Origin of the sequence: Pandoraea sp. ISTKB (assembly GCF_001721285.1) — a bacterium.
Taxonomy (GTDB): domain Bacteria; phylum Pseudomonadota; class Gammaproteobacteria; order Burkholderiales; family Burkholderiaceae; genus Pandoraea; species Pandoraea capi.
This window is the reverse complement of record NZ_MAOS01000001.1, coordinates 510,781-529,328: the sequence shown is the minus strand read 5'-3', so window position 1 is coordinate 529,328 and position 18,548 is coordinate 510,781. Positions and strand designations below refer to the sequence as shown.

At 63.6% G+C, this 18,548-nt stretch carries 18 protein-coding genes; 17 read left to right on the top strand and 1 reads right to left on the bottom strand.

The window, feature by feature from the left end:
* Window positions 1-111 precede the first annotated feature (111 nt).
* The 5 genes from A9762_RS02385 (at window position 112) to A9762_RS02365 (ending at window position 3,772) form a co-directional block, all read left to right on the top strand.
* Complete coding sequence (locus A9762_RS02385; RefSeq protein WP_069340400.1) at window positions 112-441, top strand: ferredoxin; 330 nt, start codon at window positions 112-114, stop codon at window positions 439-441.
* Between the two features lie 117 nt (window positions 442-558).
* The gene (locus A9762_RS02380; protein WP_069340399.1) at window positions 559-1,188 is read left to right on the top strand and encodes an alpha/beta hydrolase; all 630 of its coding nucleotides are present in this window, start codon (window positions 559-561) and stop codon (window positions 1,186-1,188) included.
* 259 nt (window positions 1,189-1,447) lie between these two features.
* Complete coding sequence (locus A9762_RS02375) at window positions 1,448-2,635, top strand: D-alanyl-D-alanine carboxypeptidase family protein (RefSeq protein ID WP_083253548.1); 1,188 nt, start codon at window positions 1,448-1,450, stop codon at window positions 2,633-2,635.
* A gap of 19 nt (window positions 2,636-2,654) precedes the next feature.
* Window positions 2,655-3,503 (top strand): D-amino acid aminotransferase, encoded by an 849-nt coding sequence (locus A9762_RS02370; RefSeq protein ID WP_069340397.1) that lies wholly within the window; start codon window positions 2,655-2,657, stop codon window positions 3,501-3,503.
* Window positions 3,500-3,772, top strand: coding sequence for a YbeD family protein (locus A9762_RS02365; RefSeq protein WP_069340396.1), 273 nt, complete (start codon window positions 3,500-3,502; stop codon window positions 3,770-3,772). The genes A9762_RS02370 and A9762_RS02365 overlap by 4 nt, the downstream gene beginning before the upstream one ends.
* Window positions 3,773-3,808: 36 nt before the next feature.
* On the opposite strand, the gene A9762_RS02360 is transcribed toward A9762_RS02365, so the two are convergent.
* On the bottom strand, window positions 3,809-4,849 hold the full coding sequence (locus A9762_RS02360; RefSeq protein ID WP_069340395.1) for a transcriptional regulator GcvA: 1,041 nt from the start codon (window positions 4,847-4,849) through the stop codon (window positions 3,809-3,811).
* A gap of 100 nt (window positions 4,850-4,949) precedes the next feature.
* Here A9762_RS02360 and A9762_RS02355 point away from each other — a divergent pair, with 100 nt between their 5' ends.
* From A9762_RS02355 to A9762_RS02300, 12 genes are all read left to right on the top strand, one after another.
* The gene (locus A9762_RS02355) at window positions 4,950-5,282 is read left to right on the top strand and encodes a DUF2917 domain-containing protein (protein WP_069340394.1); all 333 of its coding nucleotides are present in this window, start codon (window positions 4,950-4,952) and stop codon (window positions 5,280-5,282) included.
* A gap of 251 nt (window positions 5,283-5,533) precedes the next feature.
* Complete coding sequence (locus A9762_RS02350) at window positions 5,534-6,487, top strand: DMT family transporter (RefSeq protein WP_083253547.1); 954 nt, start codon at window positions 5,534-5,536, stop codon at window positions 6,485-6,487.
* A 10-nt stretch (window positions 6,488-6,497) separates the two neighbouring features.
* Complete coding sequence (lipB, locus tag A9762_RS02345; protein WP_069340392.1) at window positions 6,498-7,211, top strand: lipoyl(octanoyl) transferase LipB; 714 nt, start codon at window positions 6,498-6,500, stop codon at window positions 7,209-7,211.
* Window positions 7,212-7,235: 24 nt separating this feature from the next.
* Entirely contained in the window at window positions 7,236-8,255 is a 1,020-nt protein-coding gene (gene lipA / locus A9762_RS02340; RefSeq protein ID WP_069340391.1) for a lipoyl synthase, read from the top strand.
* Between the two features lie 537 nt (window positions 8,256-8,792).
* Window positions 8,793-9,659, top strand: coding sequence for an N-formylglutamate amidohydrolase (locus A9762_RS02335; RefSeq protein ID WP_069340390.1), 867 nt, complete (start codon window positions 8,793-8,795; stop codon window positions 9,657-9,659).
* A complete protein-coding gene (locus A9762_RS02330; protein ID WP_069340389.1) occupies window positions 9,659-10,438 on the top strand; it encodes an IclR family transcriptional regulator in 780 nt (259 codons plus the stop codon). Before A9762_RS02335 ends, A9762_RS02330 begins: the two co-directional genes overlap by 1 nt.
* A gap of 416 nt (window positions 10,439-10,854) precedes the next feature.
* Window positions 10,855-11,823, top strand: coding sequence for an ABC transporter substrate-binding protein (locus tag A9762_RS02325; RefSeq protein ID WP_069340388.1), 969 nt, complete (start codon window positions 10,855-10,857; stop codon window positions 11,821-11,823).
* 14 nt (window positions 11,824-11,837) lie between these two features.
* Complete coding sequence (locus A9762_RS02320; RefSeq protein WP_069340387.1) at window positions 11,838-12,674, top strand: ABC transporter permease; 837 nt, start codon at window positions 11,838-11,840, stop codon at window positions 12,672-12,674.
* Window positions 12,675-12,693: 19 nt separating this feature from the next.
* Window positions 12,694-13,488 carry an ABC transporter ATP-binding protein gene (locus A9762_RS02315; protein WP_069340386.1) on the top strand — a complete coding sequence of 265 codons (795 nt, stop codon included), beginning with the start codon at window positions 12,694-12,696 and terminating at the stop codon, window positions 13,486-13,488.
* A 44-nt stretch (window positions 13,489-13,532) separates the two neighbouring features.
* Window positions 13,533-14,819 carry a dicarboxylate/amino acid:cation symporter gene (locus A9762_RS02310; RefSeq protein ID WP_069340385.1) on the top strand — a complete coding sequence of 429 codons (1,287 nt, stop codon included), beginning with the start codon at window positions 13,533-13,535 and terminating at the stop codon, window positions 14,817-14,819.
* Between the two features lie 256 nt (window positions 14,820-15,075).
* Window positions 15,076-17,058 carry a sensor histidine kinase gene (locus A9762_RS02305; protein WP_083253546.1) on the top strand — a complete coding sequence of 661 codons (1,983 nt, stop codon included), beginning with the start codon at window positions 15,076-15,078 and terminating at the stop codon, window positions 17,056-17,058.
* The gene (locus A9762_RS02300; protein ID WP_069340384.1) at window positions 17,058-18,410 is read left to right on the top strand and encodes a sigma-54 dependent transcriptional regulator; all 1,353 of its coding nucleotides are present in this window, start codon (window positions 17,058-17,060) and stop codon (window positions 18,408-18,410) included. The genes A9762_RS02305 and A9762_RS02300 overlap by 1 nt, the downstream gene beginning before the upstream one ends.
* Window positions 18,411-18,548 lie beyond the last annotated feature (138 nt).

Genomic DNA, 18,548 nt, shown 5'->3' with positions numbered 1-18,548 from the left:
CGCCGCCCGGTTGCCGGGTGCGCCCGCAAGGGGCGGGCAGGTCGGTTAGAATGGCCCGCAACACGCCCGAAACAGGGCTTCCGGCTGCCAAATCCCCCACAAAACACCGACATGGCTACCCCGTCGCAGTACTACAAGCATCACGTGTTTTTCTGCCTCAATCAGCGCGAACCCGGCGCCGACCGACCGTCGTGCGCCAACTGCAACGCGCAGTCGATGCAGGAATATGCCAAGAAGAAGGTCAAGCAACTCGGTCTGGCCGGTCCCGGCAAAGTCCGCGTGAACAAGGCCGGATGCCTCGATCGCTGCGAACAGGGCCCGGCCGTCGTGATCTACCCCGAAGGGATCTGGTACACCTACATCGACGAATCCGATATCGACGAGATCGTCGAGAAGCATCTGGCGCAAGGCGAGATCGTCGAGCGTCTGCTGATCGATTGATCGGGTCGACCTATCGGGTCGGCGCACCAGCTCTCAGGATTTTTCGTCGGCTACGCGTTGCGTCCGGGCTAAGCTGCCCGGCGCGCATGCGTGCGGCATTTCAGCCCACTATCGCTCATGAACGCTCAGACTGAACGCTTCACCATCGACGGCCCGGTCGGCGCCATCGAAGTCGCCATCGATCGTCCCGCAGGCGCCCCGCGTGGCATCACGCTCGTCGCGCATCCGCACCCGCTGTTCGGCGGCTCGCTCGACAACAAGGTCGCGCAAACGCTCGCGCGGGCTTTCGTGCAGCTCGGTTATGCCGTCGTGCGCCCGAACTTCCGGGGCGTAGGCAAAACCGAAGGCGAGCATGACAAGGGCATCGGCGAGCGCGACGATCTGCTCGCGGTGATCGGCTGGATGCGTCAACAACCGGGCTGGGAAAGCCTGCCGCTCGCGCTCGCCGGTTTCTCGTTCGGCACGTTCGTGCTCTCGCATGTCGCCAAGACGCTGGAGGCGGCCGGTACGCCGGCGCAGCGTCTGGTGTTGGTCGGCACGGCCGCGAGCAACTGGGAAGTGGCCACGGTGCCGGCCGACACGCTCGTCATTCACGGCGAGCAGGACGACACGGTGCCGCTGCAGTCGGTGCTCGACTGGGCGCGTCCGCAGACCTTGCCCGTCGTGGTAATCCCCGGCGGCGAGCACTTTTTCCACGGCATGTTGCCGCTGCTGAAACAGATCGTGGTCGACGCGTGGCGTCATTGATACATCCGACGAAATTTTTGCGTAATTTCGACAGCCAGCGCTCGCTTCGCTGGGGACGTCAAATCGTGACGGGTATAATTCGCGTCTGAACCATGTCATGCCGTGTCGGGTCTATGTTCCCGACAGGCGTGGCTCCGGTGCTTCGGTGCCGCCGTCTTCTTCGCCGTGCCGCGCTCGCCAAAGCGTGAGTTGCACGGCGCTCCTTCAAGCGCAGATGCCTCTGAGTTTTACTTCGCTCACTTCGTTTTCCTCATCGCCAATGAAATTCAACGCTTCGCTGTCCCGTGCCGCCGTCGCCGCGGCGATTGTCGCTTGTGGCTCGCTCGCTACGCTTCCCGCCCGTGCTCAACAGATTCCGCCGCCGCCGATGACGGCCAAGGCGTGGACCATCGTCGACGTGACCAGTGGTCAGGTGCTGGCCGCCGGTGACCCGGATGCCCGGGTGGAGCCGGCCTCGCTCACGAAGATCATGACGACGTATCTGGTCTTCGAAGCCCTGCGCGACAAGCGCATTTCGTGGGAACAGACCGTCATTCCGGGCGAATCGGTCCGCAAGGTGGGTCGCGACGAATCGCGTACGTTCATCGAAGCCGGCAAGCCGGTCTCGGTGCACGATCTCGTGTACGGCATGATCATCCAGTCGGGTAACGACGCCTCCATCGCGCTGGCCGAGCTCGTCGGCGGCTCGCAGCCGGGCTTCGTCGAACTGATGAACCGCGCCGCGCAACGCATGGGGCTGAAGAACACCCATTACACGAACGTCGACGGTCTGACCGACCCGCAGCACTACACGACCGTGGCCGATATCGCCACGCTGTCGACGCGCATGATTCAGGACTTCCCCGAGTACTACAAGGTCTACTCGGAGAAGAGCTTCACGTACAACAACATCCGTCAACCGAACCGTAACCGTCTGCTGTATCTCGATCCGACGGTCGACGGTCTGAAGACCGGTCACACGAAGGAAGCCGGTTACTGCCTCGTGTCGACGGCGTCGCGTCCGCTGCCGGGCGCTCCGGGCGTGAACCGCCGCGTGCTGTCGGTCGTGGTCGGTGAGCCGACCGAGCGCGCTCGCGTGCAGGACAGCCTTTCGGCCCTGAACTACGGTTACCAGAACTTCGACACGCTGCGCGTGTACGGCGCGAACCAGGTCGTGGCCACGCCCAAGGTCTGGAAGGGCAAGGACAGCGAGTTGAAGATCGGCGTGAAGAAGGACACCTTCATCACCGTGCCGAAGGGCATGGCCGACAAGATCAAGCCGCAACTCGAACTGCGCGAACCGCTGATCGCGCCGATCGCCAACGGCGCGCAGGTGGGCACCGTCAAGGTGATGGCCGACGGCAAGCAACTGGCCGAATTCCCGGTCGTGGCGCTTGGCGACGTGGCACAGGCCAGCTTCATCGGCCGCGCATGGGACGCCCTGCGTCTGATGTTCGTGAAGAAATAATCGTCAAGACCTTCGCATCATGAATAACCCCACCGTCTGGCTCAATGGCGAACTGATCCCGCTCGCCGACGCAAAGATTTCGGTCCTCGACCGAGGCTTCCTCTTTGGTGACGGGATCTACGAAGTCGTGCCGGTGTATCACGGCAAGCCGTTCCGTCTCGCGCAACATCTGGACCGGCTGGAGCGCAGTCTCGCGGAGATCCGTATCGCGAATCCGTACACGCGGGCCGAATGGGAGGCGCTCTTCGCGCGTCTGTCGGCTACGTGTCCGGCTGACCCGCACAGCGTCTACGTGCAGGTCACGCGTGGCGTCGCGCCGCGTCAGCACACGTTCCCGAAGGACGTGACGCCGACCGTGTTCGGCATTGCCACGCCGCTCACGCTACCGAGCCGCGAGAAGGTGGAGCAGGGCGTCGGCGCGGTCACGCATGAAGACCGCCGCTGGCTGAACTGCCACATCAAGTCGACGTCGCTGCTGGGCAACGTGCTGATGGCGCAGTACGCGGCGGATCACGAGGTGCAGGAGACGATCCAGTTCCGCGACGGGCTGCTCACGGAAGCGTCGTCGAGCAACGTGTGGGTGATCAAGCACGGTGCAATGGTCGCGCCGCAGCGCGATAATCGAATCCTCGAAGGGATCCGTTACGGTGCGCTGGAGACGCTGGCGCAGGAGTGCGGCATTGCGTTCGAGGAGCGTGCGGTGAGCGAAGCGGAAGTGCGCGATGCCGACGAGCTGCTCATCACGTCGGCCACGAAGGAAATCCTGGCGGTCGTCACGCTCGATGGCAAGTCGGTGGGCGACGGCAAGCCGGGCCCGGTCTTCCGCGCGCTTTATGCGGCGTATCAACGCGCCAAGGAGGCACTATGACGACGGAAGAGAAGAAAAGTCTGATCGAGTTTCCGTGCGACTTTCCCATCAAGGTGATGGGGCACGCGCAAGACGGTTTTGCGCAGGCCATCGTGGAACTGCTGCGTGAGTTCGACGCGCAGTTCGACGCCGCCACGGTGGAAATGCGTCCGTCCAGCTCGGGCAAGTATCTCGGCCTGACCGTCACGGTGCGCGCGCATTCGCAAGCGCACCTCGACGACATCTACCGAAAGCTGACCAGTCACCCGATGGTCAAGGTCGTGCTGTAACAACGAAGTGAGACGGTTCCGGCGTGCGCGCGAAGGTCATGCGCGCGTCGGTGCGCCGTCGTCGGGCGGCATGCCGGGGGGCATCCCCAGTTGTGCGCCCGTCGCCATCTCTCCCGCCGTTGCGGCCATGCCGGCCGCCAGCGCTGCGGGGCTCGGCTGCGCGGGACGCCGACGCGTGTCCTTCACCAGATCGAACGCCGCCACCTCCTCCAGAAACCACGTCCGGAATGCCTGAACGCGCTGCGCGCTCAGCACGGCGGGCGGGCATACGAAGAAATAATCCCATCCGCATGGCGTATCGACGTCCGACAGGCGTACGAGGCGCCCGGCCATGATGTCACCGACGGCCAGCGAGCGCCGTACCAGCGCGACCCCCTGCCCAACGATCGCGGCCTGCGAGAGCATGCCCGAATCCTCGTACATCATGCCCTGCATCGGCTCGGGCAAATCGAAGCCTGCCGAGGCGAACCAGGGCGCCCACGGCTCGTCTTGTGAGCGTAACAGCGTGCTGGCGCGGAACTCGTCGGCGGTCTGCGGTAGCTTGCCGTCGTTGTAGGTCGGACTGCACGCGGGGAAGAACACGTCGTCGAGCACCTTCTCGATGTGCAGCCCCGGCCAGTTGCCCTTGCCCATGCGCAGGGCGATGTCGACGTCGTCGCGCTCGAAGTCGGTCAACTGTGCGCTGCACCGCAATTCCACTTCCAGTTCCGGATGCCGGTCGATGAAGCGACCGATGCGCGGCGTCAGCCAGCGACTGGCGAACGACGGCATGGTGGTCAGCACCAGCCGGCGCTCGCTGCGCGTGCCCGCTTGCAGTTTGCGCGTGGCCTGCGCGATGTCGGTCAGCGCGGCGCGGATCGAGGTGGCGTACTGGCGTCCCGCTGGCGTGATGCTGATGCGCTTGCCGTTGCGGGCGAACAGCGTGGTGCCCAGTTCCTGTTCCAGCGCTCGAATCTGATGGCTGATGGCGCCGTGCGTCACGAACAGCTCTTCAGCCGCACGGGAAAAACTCTCCAGGCGGGCAGCCGCCTCGAAGGCGCGCAAGGCGCTAAGGTTGGGAAGTCTCCGAAGATCCATGTGAGCTCTATTCGCAAGGCCGTGAAAATATGTCGTTTGGTGCGGCGCCTGCCAGTCCCTATGATTCAGTCATTGTCTCGCACAGAGTGGGGGTCGTAAAATGCAAAACAATTTGACAAAGGTTCAGTACGTCTACGGTCTTCGCCCGGGCGAAGTCATCACGCTCGAATTGCACCAAGAGCATACGCTTGTCGCACGCGGCGCGCCGGTCTGGGTGACGCGGGCGGGCGATCCGCGCGATTACTGGCTGGTGCCCGGCCAGCGCCTCGCCGTCGAGCCGGGCCGCCGTTACTGGATGTCGTCGGACGCCGTCGGTGAAGCCCAGTTGGAGCGCGAAGTGTTGCGCCGGTTTCCGCTGGCCCGCGTGCTCCGCAAGTGGCTGGCCGGTCGCCGGGCCGCCCGTGAAGCCAACTCCTGCACGGCCGCTGCCTGACGGTCGGCAGCCGTGATCGGGAGGATCGGCCGTCCTCTCGGTCGCACCTTCCGATAATGGTAGGGCATCCTCCGCGCGCTCTGTGGCGACATTCGCCAGAGAGCGCGTGTTTCGTTTTAAGGGGCAGTTGGCGAGACGCTTCTGCGAAGCGGCCGGCACCCTGCATGTGTTAATCGAATTCACAACAAGATGCGCAACAATCGTGGTGAAAATACCTCGATAGCGCTCAAAACAAGAGAAGTCGTTCCCCGATGAGCCAAGTGCCGCCCCCCGCGCCTCTGACATCCCCCGCTGCGCCGAACCCTCAGGCCGATGAACGCCTCGGCCGTTTGCTGATGATCGCCGCCATGGTGATCTCGGGCACGATCGGTTATTTCGTGCTGATGTCGGGACAGCCCGCGCTGAACGTGGTCTTCTTCCGTTGCCTGATCGGCGCCGTCAGCCTTTGCGCATGGTGCGCGTGGCGCGGCTACTGGCGCGGCCTGCGCATGACGCGCTGGCAGATCGTGAACGTGACGCTCGGCGCCATCACGCTCGTCTCCAACTGGTACTTCCTGTTCACGGCCTACCGCATGACGTCGGTGGGCATCACGACTGTCGTCTACAACGTGCAGCCGTTCCTGTTGGTGCTCGCCAGCGTGATCGTCACGCGCGAGCGGCCGTCGCTCGCTACGCTGGCCTGCCTTGGCGTCGCGTTTGCGGGGTTGGTGATTCTGGCCGAGCCGGGCGGTGTGCATGGCGCGAACTATCTGCTGGGCGTGGCGAGTGCACTGGCCGCCGCGTCGCTCTACGCCGCGACCACGCTATTTACCAAGAAGCTTGCCGGGACGATCCGGCCGGAGATCATCGCCGCCCTGCACATGACGATCGGTGCGGTCGTTTTCGTGTGGATGGCCGATTTCCGGCACCTGCCGTCGGCTCCGCGTGAAATCGGCGCCATCGTTACGCTGGGCCTTTTCCATACGACGTTCATGTATCTGCTGCTGTACGGCGCATTCCAGAAGGCGTCGACGTCCAGCCTCGCGGTGTTCGGTTTCGTCTATCCGGTGGTGGCTGTGGCGGTCGACTTTCTGGCGTTCGGGATCGTGCTGCACCCGACCCAATGGCTCGGCGGCGTGATGATTCTGCTCGCGGCCGGCTGGTACGCCCGTGGGTTGGGGGCCTCGCCCGCGGGACATCGAGCAAGACCGGCGGGGTTTCGCTAAAATTGCGTCCATGACCTCCCCGATCGAAGTTTGCTGGCGTGGCACGGAAGACTACGCCACATCGTTCGATGCCATGCGCGCGTACACCGACGCGCGTGGACCGAACGGCCCCGACCAGCTCTGGATCGTCCAGCATCCGCCCGTCTACACGCTCGGACTCGCCGGCGATCCCGCTCACCTGCTTGTCGCCAACACCGGCATCCCACTGGTCAAAGTCGACCGTGGCGGCCAGATCACGTATCACGGCCCCGGTCAGGTGGTGATCTACCTGCTCGTCGACCTGCGTCGCCGCAAGCTTGGCGTGCGCGAGATGGTGCGGCTGATCGAGCAAGCGGTGATCGACACCCTTGGAGCGTATAATCTCGACGTTGAGCGCCAGGCCGGCGCGCCAGGCATCTATGTGAGCCGGGGCGACGGCACCGCAGCTCACGCCGGCGCGAAGATCGCTGCGCTCGGGTTGAAAATCCGCAATGGATGCAGTTATCACGGCGTATCGCTTAACGTCGCCATGGATCTGCGTCCGTTCGACTGGATCAATCCGTGCGGTTACGCCGGTTTGCAGACCGTAGACATGGCCACGCTAGGCGTGGCTCCCCGCTGGGACGAAGTGGCCGCGCGACTGGCGCAGCAACTCGGTCATCACCTCGAACAGCACCCCGCGACGACCGATGTCGCGCCGAAGGCCGATCAAGTAACGGCCACGGGCGCAAACGCCGCCGCCTGATTGGACGTTTGGAAAGCCCCCACCATGACCACCGTGACTCAGAACGTTATCGAGAACGACGCCGCGAACAAGGAAGTTCGCACGATCGACGGCGAATACGACGCCACTGCCAAGCAGAAATCCCAGGCCAAGACCGCACGCATTCCGATCAAGATCGTGCCGATCGAGCGCCTGAAGAAGCCGGACTGGATTCGTGTGAAGGCTGCCACGCACACGTCCCGCTTCTACGAGATCAAGCAGATTCTGCGCGAGCACAACCTGCACACCGTGTGTGAAGAAGCGAGCTGCCCGAACATCGGCGAGTGCTTCGGCAAGGGCACGGCTACGTTCATGATCATGGGCGACAAGTGCACGCGCCGTTGCCCGTTCTGCGACGTCGGCCACGGTCGCCCCGATCCGCTCGACGCTGACGAGCCGCTCAATCTCGCGAAGACCATCGCGGCGATGCGCCTGAAGTACGTGGTGATCACCAGCGTGGACCGCGACGACCTGCGCGACGGCGGTGCCCAGCACTTCGTCGACTGCATTCGTCACGTGCGCGAGCTGTCGCCGCAGACCCGCATCGAAATCCTGACGCCGGACTTCCGTGCGCGTCTGGATCGCGCGCTGGGCATTCTCAATGCCGCACCGCCCGATGTGATGAACCACAACCTCGAAACGGTGCCGCGTCTGTACAAGGAAGCGCGCCCGGGCTCGGACTACCAGCACTCGCTCAATCTCCTGAAGGAGTTCAAGGCCGCGCATCCGGATGTCTCGACGAAGTCGGGCCTGATGGTCGGTCTGGGCGAGACGGATGAAGAAATCCTCGAAGTGATGCGCGACATGCGCGCCCACAACGTCGACATGCTCACGATCGGTCAGTACCTGCAACCGTCGGAGCACCACCTGCCGGTGCGCCGCTACGTGACGCCGGACACCTTCAAGATGTTCGAGGAAGAGGCCTACAAGATGGGCTTCACTCACGCGGCTGTCGGCGCAATGGTGCGCTCCAGCTACCACGCCGACGTGCAGGCGCACGAAGCCGGCGTGGCCGACGCCATCTGATTCTCCCTCAGGGCTGGCCCGCGCCTCGAACGATGCGCGGGCGACGCCCGGGCGATGTCACCTGAATCGGACGCTCCGATGATGCGCGACTCGCCGTCCCACGCTCCCCAATCGATATACCGCAAGCGCCGGACACGACGTCGAAGTCCGTCGCCCGTCGTGACGACCCTGTCGGCATAGACGACCGGCATTGGCGTCTTCTGATGACTGTGAAGCGCGCCACGTCCCTCATCTACCACGCAAAATGGCATGAAGATGGCGTGAAAATGACATCTGAATCGCGCCGCCCCGCGTTTCCATTACGAGCCGTCACAGCCGCCATCGGCATTTCTGCCGACGCATCGTCCGCAAGTCCCCGTCCCGTCTGGTTCTCCCGCCTATCTGCTGCGAACGCCGCCGAATTTCCCCTCTCCGCCCGTTCCAGCGGGCGAAATATGTTGTAACAACCGTCATCTTGTTCCTTGCGGTGCGCTGTTCCAAAATATTGATGTCTTGTTTTGCACCTCAAAACAGGATGCCCGCACGTGAGGAGATTGCATGTCGCGCCAGGTCATCGAAGGCCGCTATTTCGTGGAGACGCCGCCAGGGCAAAGCATTGCCCTCGTGCTGGACTCGCCACACAGCGGCGTCGTGTTTCCGGCGGACTTCGACACGATCGCGCCAACGCGGGCCATTCACGACTGCGGCGATGCCCATGTCGACGAACTCTGGTCTGTCGCGACACATCATGGCGCGACACTCGTGGCGGCGCTGTTCCCGCGCGCCTACATCGATCCGAACCGTGCCGAGCACGACCTCGACCCCGAACTGCTCGCGAGCCTGTGGCCGCACGACGCGCGCCCGCAAGCCTATAGCGAGCGCGGTGTCGGACTGCTGCACCGCTTCGCTGCCCCCAATGTCCCGCTTTACGACCGCCGTCTGACGGTGGCCGAAGTCGAGCGCCGCATCCATGACTACTACCGGCCTTATCGCCACGCGCTACGCGATGCGCTCGATGCCGCCTGGGAACGCCATGGTGTGGTCTGGCATCTCGATTGCCATTCGATGGGCTCGCGCGGCGGAGCGCTCGACCCCGATGCGGGCATGTCGCGCCCCGATGTGCTCGTGAGCGATGGCGACGGCACCACGGCCGATCCGGCGTTCTCCCGTTGGGTGATGGCGGAATTCACGCGTCTGGGCTTTCGGGTGGCCTACAACGTGCCGTATCACGGCGGTGATCTGGTGCGCCACTTCGGGCGCCCCGCCGCGCGACGTCACAGCGTGCAGATCGAACTGAACCGGGCGCTCTACCTGGACGAATCTTGCGGCGAGAAGCATGACGGCTTCTCGGCGCTGCAAGCGCAACTTGGCCAATTCGCGGCGTCGCTCGCCGCCTATGCCGAACAACATAGCGAGGAAGTTTGATGGACTACACAGTCGCTTCAGTCGACACGGCGCTTTCGCTGCTGTCGCTGGTCGGGGAATGTCCCGGCCTGGGTGTGACGGAACTGGCGCAGCGTGCCGGCCTGAACAAGTCGCGGGCGTTTCGTCTATTGGCGACGCTCGAACAGCACCGCTGGGTGGTCCGCGAGGGCAGCCCGGTCACTTACGTACTCGGCGCGCAGGCGCTGGTGCTGGGCGTGGCGGGGCACGAGCAGGTCAACCTCGTGAAGGTGGCGCATCGTCATCTTCAGGCGCTCAACCGCGCGCTTAACGAGAACATCCAGCTGCGGGTGCGCGACGGTCTCGAATCGCTGTGCGTCGCTCGCGTGGAATCGACGCACGAGCTGCGCGTGCATGGCGTGGTCGGCAATCGCCGTCCGCTGTACGTGGGCGCTTCGGGTCGTGTGCTGCTGGCGTTTGCCTCGGACGACGTTCGCGCGCAAGTGCTGGGCCGTCCGCGCAAGCGCTTCACGGCAGGCACGCTCATCGAGCGCGACGAACTGGCGGCGGAACTGCTCAACGTGCGACGTCAGGACTGCGCCGTGAGCTTTGGCGAACTCGCACCGGAAGCCGTGTCGGTGGCGGTGCCGGTGCGTGATGCCTCCGGTGAAGTGATTGCATCGCTCTCGGCGTCGGGCCCGTCCTCACGCATGACGCGCGCGCTGCTGCCGGACATCTCGTCGCGTCTGTCGGCGTGCGCCGCGGAAATTTCCGCCGCACTCGGCTACCAAACGCCGATGCCTGAGGCGCTGTCCGCCTGAGCGACACCGTCTGACAAAGCCGTCAGGACGATGGCGGGCGATCGCGCCTGCCGTCGTCCGTCGCTGTCTTCGATGCGCCTGACCTCGCAAGGACAGGGGTTCAAGGCGGCTTTCGATTTTTTCAACGGACCGTTGTGGCGTATCCCGCTCGGGGATTGCCCGCACCGTCGCCGTCATATCGCGTGAAATTTCCCAATTTCACCGAATTTTCTGGAAATCCAGAAAGTTTATCCGCCTGTTTTCTGGTTTTTCGTATAACCGAACATCGGGTTTTCCACAGCTTCCCACAGTAAAATCAATGACTTGCATCGCTGGCATAAGTATTGCTTTCTAACGCGCGTGCTGCCGGGGCGTCCGAATTCCCATCAGGAATCCGGAAACCCAGAGCAAGCCGTTCTAATAAGAGAGGAGACCTTATGTTCAAGCAATGTCTTGCCGCCGCTGCGCTATGCGCGGCTTCGCTTCACGCGTTTGCCGACGATCTGGTGCGTCTGGGGAATCTGAAGTTCGCTCACTACGGCGCCGTGTCGTACATGAAGGTGATCGGACCGAAGTACGGCCTGAAGATCGAGGAACGGATGTTCGCCAAGGGCGTGGACATCATGCCGGCCATCGTGGCCGGTCAGATCGACGTGTCGGCAAGCGCGCTTGACGCCGCGATCGCAGGTCGTGCGCAGGGCGCGCCGATCTATGCGGTCGCCGGTTTTGCCAAGGGCGGTGTGCGTCTCGTGGCGAAGAAGGGCCTGCCGATCACCAAGGTGGCCGATCTCAAGGGCAAGAAAGTCGGCGTGGCTCGCGGCGGCGCTCAGGAACTGATTCTGTACGCAGAACTGGCGAAGGCCGGTCTGACGTGGTCGGATCAGCCGGGCAAGGACGTGCAGATCATGTTCATGGCGTTCGCCGATCTGAATCAGGCGCTCGCCGCCGGCAGCATCGATGCGATGTGCCAGTCCGAACCGCAAGCGTCGCAATCCATCAACAAGGGCTTCGGTGTCGAAGTTCTCAAGCCGTACGACACGCCGATCGGCGAGCCGGTCCGCGCGCTCGTGATCACCGAGAAGCTCTACAAGGAAAAGCCGGACGTCGCACAGCGTCTGATGTACGCGTTCGTCGAAGCGACCGATTACTTCATCAAGAACCCGAAGGCCGCCGAGAAGTTCGTTCGCGAGGACATGTTCAAGAACCAGATCACCGAGCAGGATTTCACGGACGCCATCGGCAACTCGCCGTACAGCTACGACCTGAGCCTCTCGCACGTGCAACTCACCACCGACCTGATGAAGAAATACGGCGTGGGCAAGTTGCAGGATCCGGTGCCGAAGGCTGAAGACTGGGTCAAGCTCGACCTGCTCGCCAAGGCGAAGACCAAGCTGAACATCAAGTAAGGCGAGGCGAACGGATGTCCGCAGTTCTTCCCAATTCGGGGGTCTCGCGCACCACGCGTCTGCTGCGTGGTGTGCTGATTCCGGTCGCGGTCGTGGTGATCTGGCAGATCGTCACCGGCCTCGGCTGGATCAACCCGATCATTCTCCCGTCGCCGCTCGCCGTCGTGATCAAGTGGTGGCAATACCTCAAGCCGACCGTCGCGATGGCCGACGGCTTCAACGCGTGGCTCCAGTCGAGCGAACTGCTCATGGACGCCACGCACAGCCTGTATCGCGTGGTGATGGGCTTCCTCGTGGGGGCGGGCATCGCCTTGCCGCTCGGTCTGCTCATGGGGACGAGCACGCGCGTCTACGGCCTGTTCAATCCGCTGGTGCAAGTGGTGCGTCCGATTCCCCCGATCGCGTACATCCCGCTGGCCATCCTGTGGTTTGGTCTGGGTAACCCGCCCGCGTTCTTCCTCATCGCGCTGGGGGCTTTCTTCCCGGTGCTGATGAACACGATCGCCGGTGTGCGTCACGTCGACGGCATCTACCTGCGTGCGGCGCGCAACCTCGGCGCCGGCCAGTTGACCATCTTCCGCCGCGTGATTCTGCCGGCGGCTACGCCTTACATCCTGTCGGGCGTGCGGATCGGTATCGGCACGGCGTTCATCGTGGTGATCGTGGCCGAGATGATCGCCGTGAACAACGGCCTGGGCTATCGCATTCTGGAAGCGCGCGAGTACATGTGGTCCGACAAGATCATCGCCGGCATGCTGACCATCGGTCTGCTCGGTCTGGTGATCGACCTCGGCATGGATCGTCTCAACAACCACCTGCTCAAGTGGCATCGTGGTCTGGAAACCAAGTAAGGCGAGGGAGACGACCGACATGCTTATTCAAATCGATCACGTCAACAAACAGTTCCCGGTGCCCGGCGGTGTCGTCGATGCCCTCAAGGACATCGATCTGAGCATCAACGCGGGGGAGTTCGTCTGCCTGCTCGGCCCTTCGGGCTGCGGCAAGTCGACGCTGCTCAACGCGCTCGCGGGCTTCGTGCAACCGACGTCGGGCGCGATCCGCATCGACGGACGCGCCGACGCGGCAGCCGAACCCGGCCCGGACCGCGGCATGGTGTTCCAGGAGTACGCGCTGTTTCCGTGGATGACGGTGGCGCAGAACATCGCCTTCGGGCTCGAAATCAAGGGAATGAAACGCGCCGAGATCAACGAGCGCGTGGACCTGCTGCTCGGCAAGCTCAATCTGCGCGAATTTCGCGACCGCTTTCCGCGCGATCTGTCGGGTGGCATGCGTCAGCGCGTGGCGATTGCCCGCGTGCTGGCGCTCGACAGCCCGATCATGCTCATGGACGAGCCGTTCGGTGCGCTCGACGCGCTTACGCGTCGCACGTTGCAGGACGAGCTGCTGCGCATTTGGGAGGAATTCAAGAAGACGATCATTTTCGTCACACACAGCATCGAGGAGTCGATCTATCTGGCCGACCGGGTCGTCGTCATGACGTACCGGCCGGGCACGGTCAAGCGGGACGTGGTCATCGACCTGCCCCGTCCGCGCGACACGGCAGGCAGCGAATTCAATGAATTGAAGAAGGAGCTGGCCCAGATGGTGATGGAGGAGCAAATGCGCTTTGCGCAAAGCGAGATTCGCGGGGTCACCGCGGATTGATAACAAGGGCGGTGGCTTGCCCCACTGCCTGAAGAGGAAACAACATGCAAACCCAGACCAAAAAACCCTTTTACCGCATCCTGTACGTGCAGGTGCTGTTTGCCATCGTCATCGGCATTCTGCTCGGGCACTTCAAGCCCGATCTCGCCGTTGAGATGAAGCCGCTTGGCGACGCGTTCATCAAGCTCATCAAGATGATCATCGGTCCGGTGATCTTCTGTACGGTCGTGACCGGTATCGCCGGCATGGAAGACATGAAGAAGGTCGGCCGCGTTGGCGGCAAGGCGCTGATCTACTTCGAAGTCGTGTCGACGCTCGCGCTGGTGATCGGTCTGATCGCCACGCACATCCTGAAGCCGGGCGCCGGCTTCAACGTCGATATCAACTCGCTCGATCCGAAGGCGATCGCCGGCTACGCCGCGAAGGCCGCGCACGGCGACACGTTCACCGACTTCCTGCTGCACCTGATCCCGAACACGATCACCGATGCGTTCGCCAAGGGTGAAATCCTCCAGATCCTCGTGATCGCTATCCTGTTCGGCGCCGCCCTCGGCGCGATCGGCGAGCGTGGCCGCGTGGTGACGAGCTGGATCGACAGCGTGTCGGGCGTGCTCTTCCGCGTGGTGCACATCATCACCAAGGTCGCTCCGCTGGGCGCCTTCGGTGCCATGGCCTTCACCATCGGCAAGTACGGTATCGCCTCGCTGGTGCCGCTGGCCAAGCTCATGGGCACGTTCTACCTGACGTCGTTCCTGTTCGTGATCGTCGTGCTGGGTCTGATCGCCAAGTTCACGGGCTTCTCGATCTTCCGCTTCCTCGCCTACATCAAGGAAGAGCTGCTGATCGTGCTGGGTACCAGCTCGTCGGAAGCCGCACTGCCGCACCTGATGGAAAAGATGGAAAAGGCCGGCTGCTCGAAGTCGGTGGTGGGTCTGGTGATCCCGACCGGTTACTCGTTCAACCTCGACGGCACCAACATCTACATGACGATGGCCGTGCTGTTCATCGCACAAGCGACGAACATCGACCTGACCTGGGGCCAGCAGCTCACGCTGCTCGCCGTGGCGATGCTGACCTCGAAGGGCGCTTCGGGCGTGACCGGCGCCGGCTTCATCACGCTGGCCGCTACGCTGGCCGTGATCCCGACGATTCCGGTCGCCGGGATGGTGCTGATTCTCGGTATCGACCGCTTCATGAGCGAATGCCGCGCGCTGACGAACATCGTCGGCAACGGTGTCGCGACGATCGTCGTGTCGGCCTGGGAAAAGGAACTGGACCGCAAGAAGCTGGCCGAGGCTATGTCGGGCAAGCAAGGTCCTGAGCTGGCCTGACGGCCGGTGGCAGGGGCGGCGGTGCGGTCTCGCATGACACCGCTGCCGTCCCGCCAGAGTAACGTTCGTAACGTTTGCCACCGGGCGGCGCGGCACAGGCACAATAGCGCCTGAGCTTCGCCGCCCGGTGGTCCTTGATTCTCGTGAATATGCACGGGTCTGGCGATGCCGACAGGGGGTGCCCACGCGCCTTCTGTCGCCATCGTACGAACCGGCAACCGACGTCAACAAGGCGTATTTCTTCACTCACGCCCTAATGGCTACCCTGCACGACAACATGAGCCGCGCCCGTTCGAGCGACACCTCGCAAGGTGCCGCGTCGCCCGTGAACGCAGCGACCTCCCGGCGCGACGAAGTCCCCATCGATTTCGAGAGGACTGTACCGATGCGCCGTTGGTCGTGGATCGTCGTCATGTTGCTGGCGAGTGTCCTGTTCTGCTGGTTGACGTACGCCCTGAGCTGGCAGCGCGGCGTGGCCGACCTGCGCGTGAACGCCGGCGCGCGCGTGGAGCGCTACGCGGGCAGCCTGCGCAGCACCGTCGACCGCTACGAATTCCTGCCGTACCTGCTCTCGCTGCATCCGTACGTGCACGACCTGCTGCTCGACCCCAAGAACAAGGCCGTCGTGCAGCGGGCCAACGACTATCTGTTCGACGTGAACCAGCGCGCCAAGGCCTCGGCGGCGTATGTCATCGATGCCAATGGCCTTGCGCTCGCGGCCAGCAACTGGCGCGAGAAGGCGACGTTCGTCGGGCAGGAGTATCGGTTCCGTCCGTATTTCATCGACGCCATCAAAGGCGCCTTCGGCCGCTTCTATGGCGTGGGCACGACCTCCGGCGAGCCGGGGTATTTCGTCTCCCAGCCGATTCTGGTCGACGGACAGATCCACGGCGTGGTCGTGGTGAAGCTCAATCTGGAGTGGTTTCAGCGCGCGGGGGCCGACGCCTCCGAACCTGTGGTCGTCGCCGACGATCATGGCGTGATCTTCCTGTCGTCCGAGCCGCGCTGGCAGTATCGTTCGCTCACGCCGCTCGCCCCGGATGTCAAGGCGGCGCTCGACAGCACGCGTCAGTACTACAACCAGAACGTCACGCCACTCGCGTGGAGCGAGGACGAGCGACTCGATGCCGACGGTGAAGTCGTGACCGTTCGCGATGGTCGCGGCTCGGGCAAGACCCGCCGCTTTCTCGCGGTGCAACGCAAGCTGGGGGAGCCGGACTGGACGCTCATGTACTTCGCGCCGCTCGATCAGGTGATCGCCAATGCACGCATCGCGGCGGTGGCGGCAGCGTGTCTTGCGGCGTTCACATGTCTGTTGGGGGTGGCGTGGAATCAGCGGCGTCAACGTGTGCGCGATATGCTCAAGAGCCGCGAGTTGCTGCAATCGGCGTACGCCGAGCTGGGCGAGCGCGTGGCTGAGCGCACTGCCGATCTGCAATCCGCGAACGAACGTCTGCAAACCGAAGTGCAGGAGCGTTCACGCACCGAACATGAATTGCGCGAGGCCCAGAGCGAACTCGTGCAGGCGTCGAAACTCGTGGCGCTGGGCCAGATGGCCGCGGGCATCACGCACGAACTGAATCAACCGCTCTCCGCGCTGCGCAGCTTCTCGGACAACACGCGCGTGCTGATCGAGCGTCGCGAGTACGACGCCGCGCAGGAAAACCTCGAAGCCATTGCGTCGCTCACCGATCGCATGGGCAAGATTACGGGGCAGTTGCGGCTTTTCGCCGGACGCGCGCGTCGCGGCGACATGGAAGCTTCGGTGGCACGCGCGTTGGACAACACGTTGATGCTGTTGCGCGGACGTCTCGCCGGCATCCAGGTAACGACAACGTTCGCCAACGGACTCGAAGACGTTCAGGTGGCGTGTGAAGGGTTGCGGCTCGAACAAGTGCTGATCAACCTGGTGGGAAATGCCATCGACGCCGTGGTGGGGGCCGCGAGCCCGCAAGCCTCGCCGTCGATCTGGATCGATGTAGACGCGGACGACCTGTGGGTGCGCATTTACGTGCGCGACAACGGGCCGGGGATTGCGGAGGCACATATGCCGCGTCTGTTCGAGCCGTTTTTCAGTACAAAGGAGGGCGGTCAGGGCATGGGGCTCGGACTCGCAATTTCGTCGTCCATCGCACAAGAGAACGGCGGCCAGTTGGTCGCGCGCAATGTTCCGGGCGGTGGCGCAGAATTTCTCGTGACGCTGCGCCGCGTGCAACGCACCGGCGCGACAATCGCATGATGTACAAGAACCTCCAGATCCTATTTGTCGAAGACGACGAACTCGTGCGGCGTGCCACGCTGCAGAGCCTGCAACTCGCCGGGCTTGATGCCTTCGGACTCGCCTCGGCCGAAGCTGCGCGCGAGCGTATTACGCCGGACTTCGCCGGCATTGTCGTATCCGACATTCGCCTGATCGGCATGAGTGGACTCGAACTGCTCGCGCATTTGCGTCAGCACGCGCCGGAAGTGCCGGTGATTCTCGTCACCGGTCACGGCGATATCTCGATGGCGGTACAGGCCATTCGCGACGGCGCTTACGACTTCATCGAGAAACCCTTTGCGCCGGATCGTCTGATCGAGTCGGCCAAGCGTGCGCTCGAGACCCGCAAGCTCATGCTGGAGAATCAGGCGCTGCGTCGCGAACTGGCGGAGCAGGGCGGCCGTGCCTCGCGCATCATAGGACGCAGCCCGTCGATGGAGACGCTGCGTACGCTCATCGCCAACGTGGCCATGACGGATGCGCCTGTCCTCATCAACGGCGACACCGGCACCGGAAAGGAACTGGTCGCGCGCAGCCTGCACGAACTGTCGCGCCGTAGCGATGCGCCGTTCGTCGCGCTGAATTGCGGTGCGTTGCCCGAAGCGATTTTCGAGAGCGAGATGTTCGGTCACGAAGTCGGGGCGTTCACCGGCGCGGCCAAGCGTCGCATCGGCAAGCTCGAACACGCGTCGGGCGGCACGCTGTTTCTCGACGAGATCGAGAGCATGCCAGCGGCGTTGCAGGTCAAGTTGCTGCGCGTGTTGCAGGACGGTGTGCTGGAGCGGCTCGGCTCGAATCAGTCGATTCGTGTCGACTGCCGTGTCGTGGCCGCCGCGAAGGGTGACATGGAAGCGCTCGTGCGCGAGGGCACGTTCCGTCGCGATCTGTATTACCGGTTGAATGTAGTGACGCTGGCGCTGCCGCCGCTGCGCGAGCGGCGCGAAGACATCCTGCCGCTGTTCGAACACTTCATGCTCGACGCCGCCGTGCGGTATGGACGGCCCGCGCCGGTGGTGTCGGATCGGATGCGTCAGGAGCTGCTGCAATCGGATTGGCCCGGCAACGTGCGCGAACTGCGTAACGCTGCGGACCGTTTGGTGCTGGGGGTGGCGAGCGCGCCGGAAAGCGACGGCACGCTCGCGCCGCTGCCGCTCAAGGAACAGGTGGAACGTTTCGAGCGCGCCGTGCTGCAAGAAGCGCTGGAGCACAGCAAGGGCAACGTGGCCGCGACCGCCGAGGCGCTGCATGTTCCCAAGGCCACGCTGTACGAAAAGCTCAAGCGCTATGGCTTGCATACGCGTGGACACGGCGAGGGCGGGGACGGGCGGTGATGATCGACGATGGTCGATGAAGGGGGCGGCTCACGGTTGGTGGTGGGTCGCTGGTGTCCCCGGCTTCATCGAGGCCAAACAAAAAGCGCCCCGCGGGGCGCTTTTTCGTTCGTAGCGTATCGACGTTAGAGACTAGCG

Coding starts and splice junctions, on each gene's coding strand:
- A9762_RS02380 (WP_069340399.1), top strand. CDS start 559: ATGAACGCTCAGACTGAACGCTTCACCATCGACGGCCCGGTCGGCGCC.
- A9762_RS02305 (WP_083253546.1), top strand. CDS start 15,076: ATGGCTACCCTGCACGACAACATGAGCCGCGCCCGTTCGAGCGACACC.
- A9762_RS02385 (WP_069340400.1), top strand. CDS start 112: ATGGCTACCCCGTCGCAGTACTACAAGCATCACGTGTTTTTCTGCCTC.
- A9762_RS02315 (WP_069340386.1), top strand. CDS start 12,694: ATGCTTATTCAAATCGATCACGTCAACAAACAGTTCCCGGTGCCCGGC.
- A9762_RS02375 (WP_083253548.1), top strand. CDS start 1,448: ATGAAATTCAACGCTTCGCTGTCCCGTGCCGCCGTCGCCGCGGCGATT.
- A9762_RS02370 (WP_069340397.1), top strand. CDS start 2,655: ATGAATAACCCCACCGTCTGGCTCAATGGCGAACTGATCCCGCTCGCC.
- lipA (WP_069340391.1), top strand. CDS start 7,236: ATGACCACCGTGACTCAGAACGTTATCGAGAACGACGCCGCGAACAAG.
- A9762_RS02365 (WP_069340396.1), top strand. CDS start 3,500: ATGACGACGGAAGAGAAGAAAAGTCTGATCGAGTTTCCGTGCGACTTT.
- A9762_RS02350 (WP_083253547.1), top strand. CDS start 5,534: ATGAGCCAAGTGCCGCCCCCCGCGCCTCTGACATCCCCCGCTGCGCCG.
- A9762_RS02330 (WP_069340389.1), top strand. CDS start 9,659: ATGGACTACACAGTCGCTTCAGTCGACACGGCGCTTTCGCTGCTGTCG.
- A9762_RS02355 (WP_069340394.1), top strand. CDS start 4,950: ATGCAAAACAATTTGACAAAGGTTCAGTACGTCTACGGTCTTCGCCCG.
- A9762_RS02325 (WP_069340388.1), top strand. CDS start 10,855: ATGTTCAAGCAATGTCTTGCCGCCGCTGCGCTATGCGCGGCTTCGCTT.
- A9762_RS02300 (WP_069340384.1), top strand. CDS start 17,058: ATGTACAAGAACCTCCAGATCCTATTTGTCGAAGACGACGAACTCGTG.
- A9762_RS02310 (WP_069340385.1), top strand. CDS start 13,533: ATGCAAACCCAGACCAAAAAACCCTTTTACCGCATCCTGTACGTGCAG.
- A9762_RS02335 (WP_069340390.1), top strand. CDS start 8,793: ATGTCGCGCCAGGTCATCGAAGGCCGCTATTTCGTGGAGACGCCGCCA.
- A9762_RS02360 (WP_069340395.1), bottom strand. CDS start 4,849: ATGGATCTTCGGAGACTTCCCAACCTTAGCGCCTTGCGCGCCTTCGAG.
- lipB (WP_069340392.1), top strand. CDS start 6,498: ATGACCTCCCCGATCGAAGTTTGCTGGCGTGGCACGGAAGACTACGCC.
- A9762_RS02320 (WP_069340387.1), top strand. CDS start 11,838: ATGTCCGCAGTTCTTCCCAATTCGGGGGTCTCGCGCACCACGCGTCTG.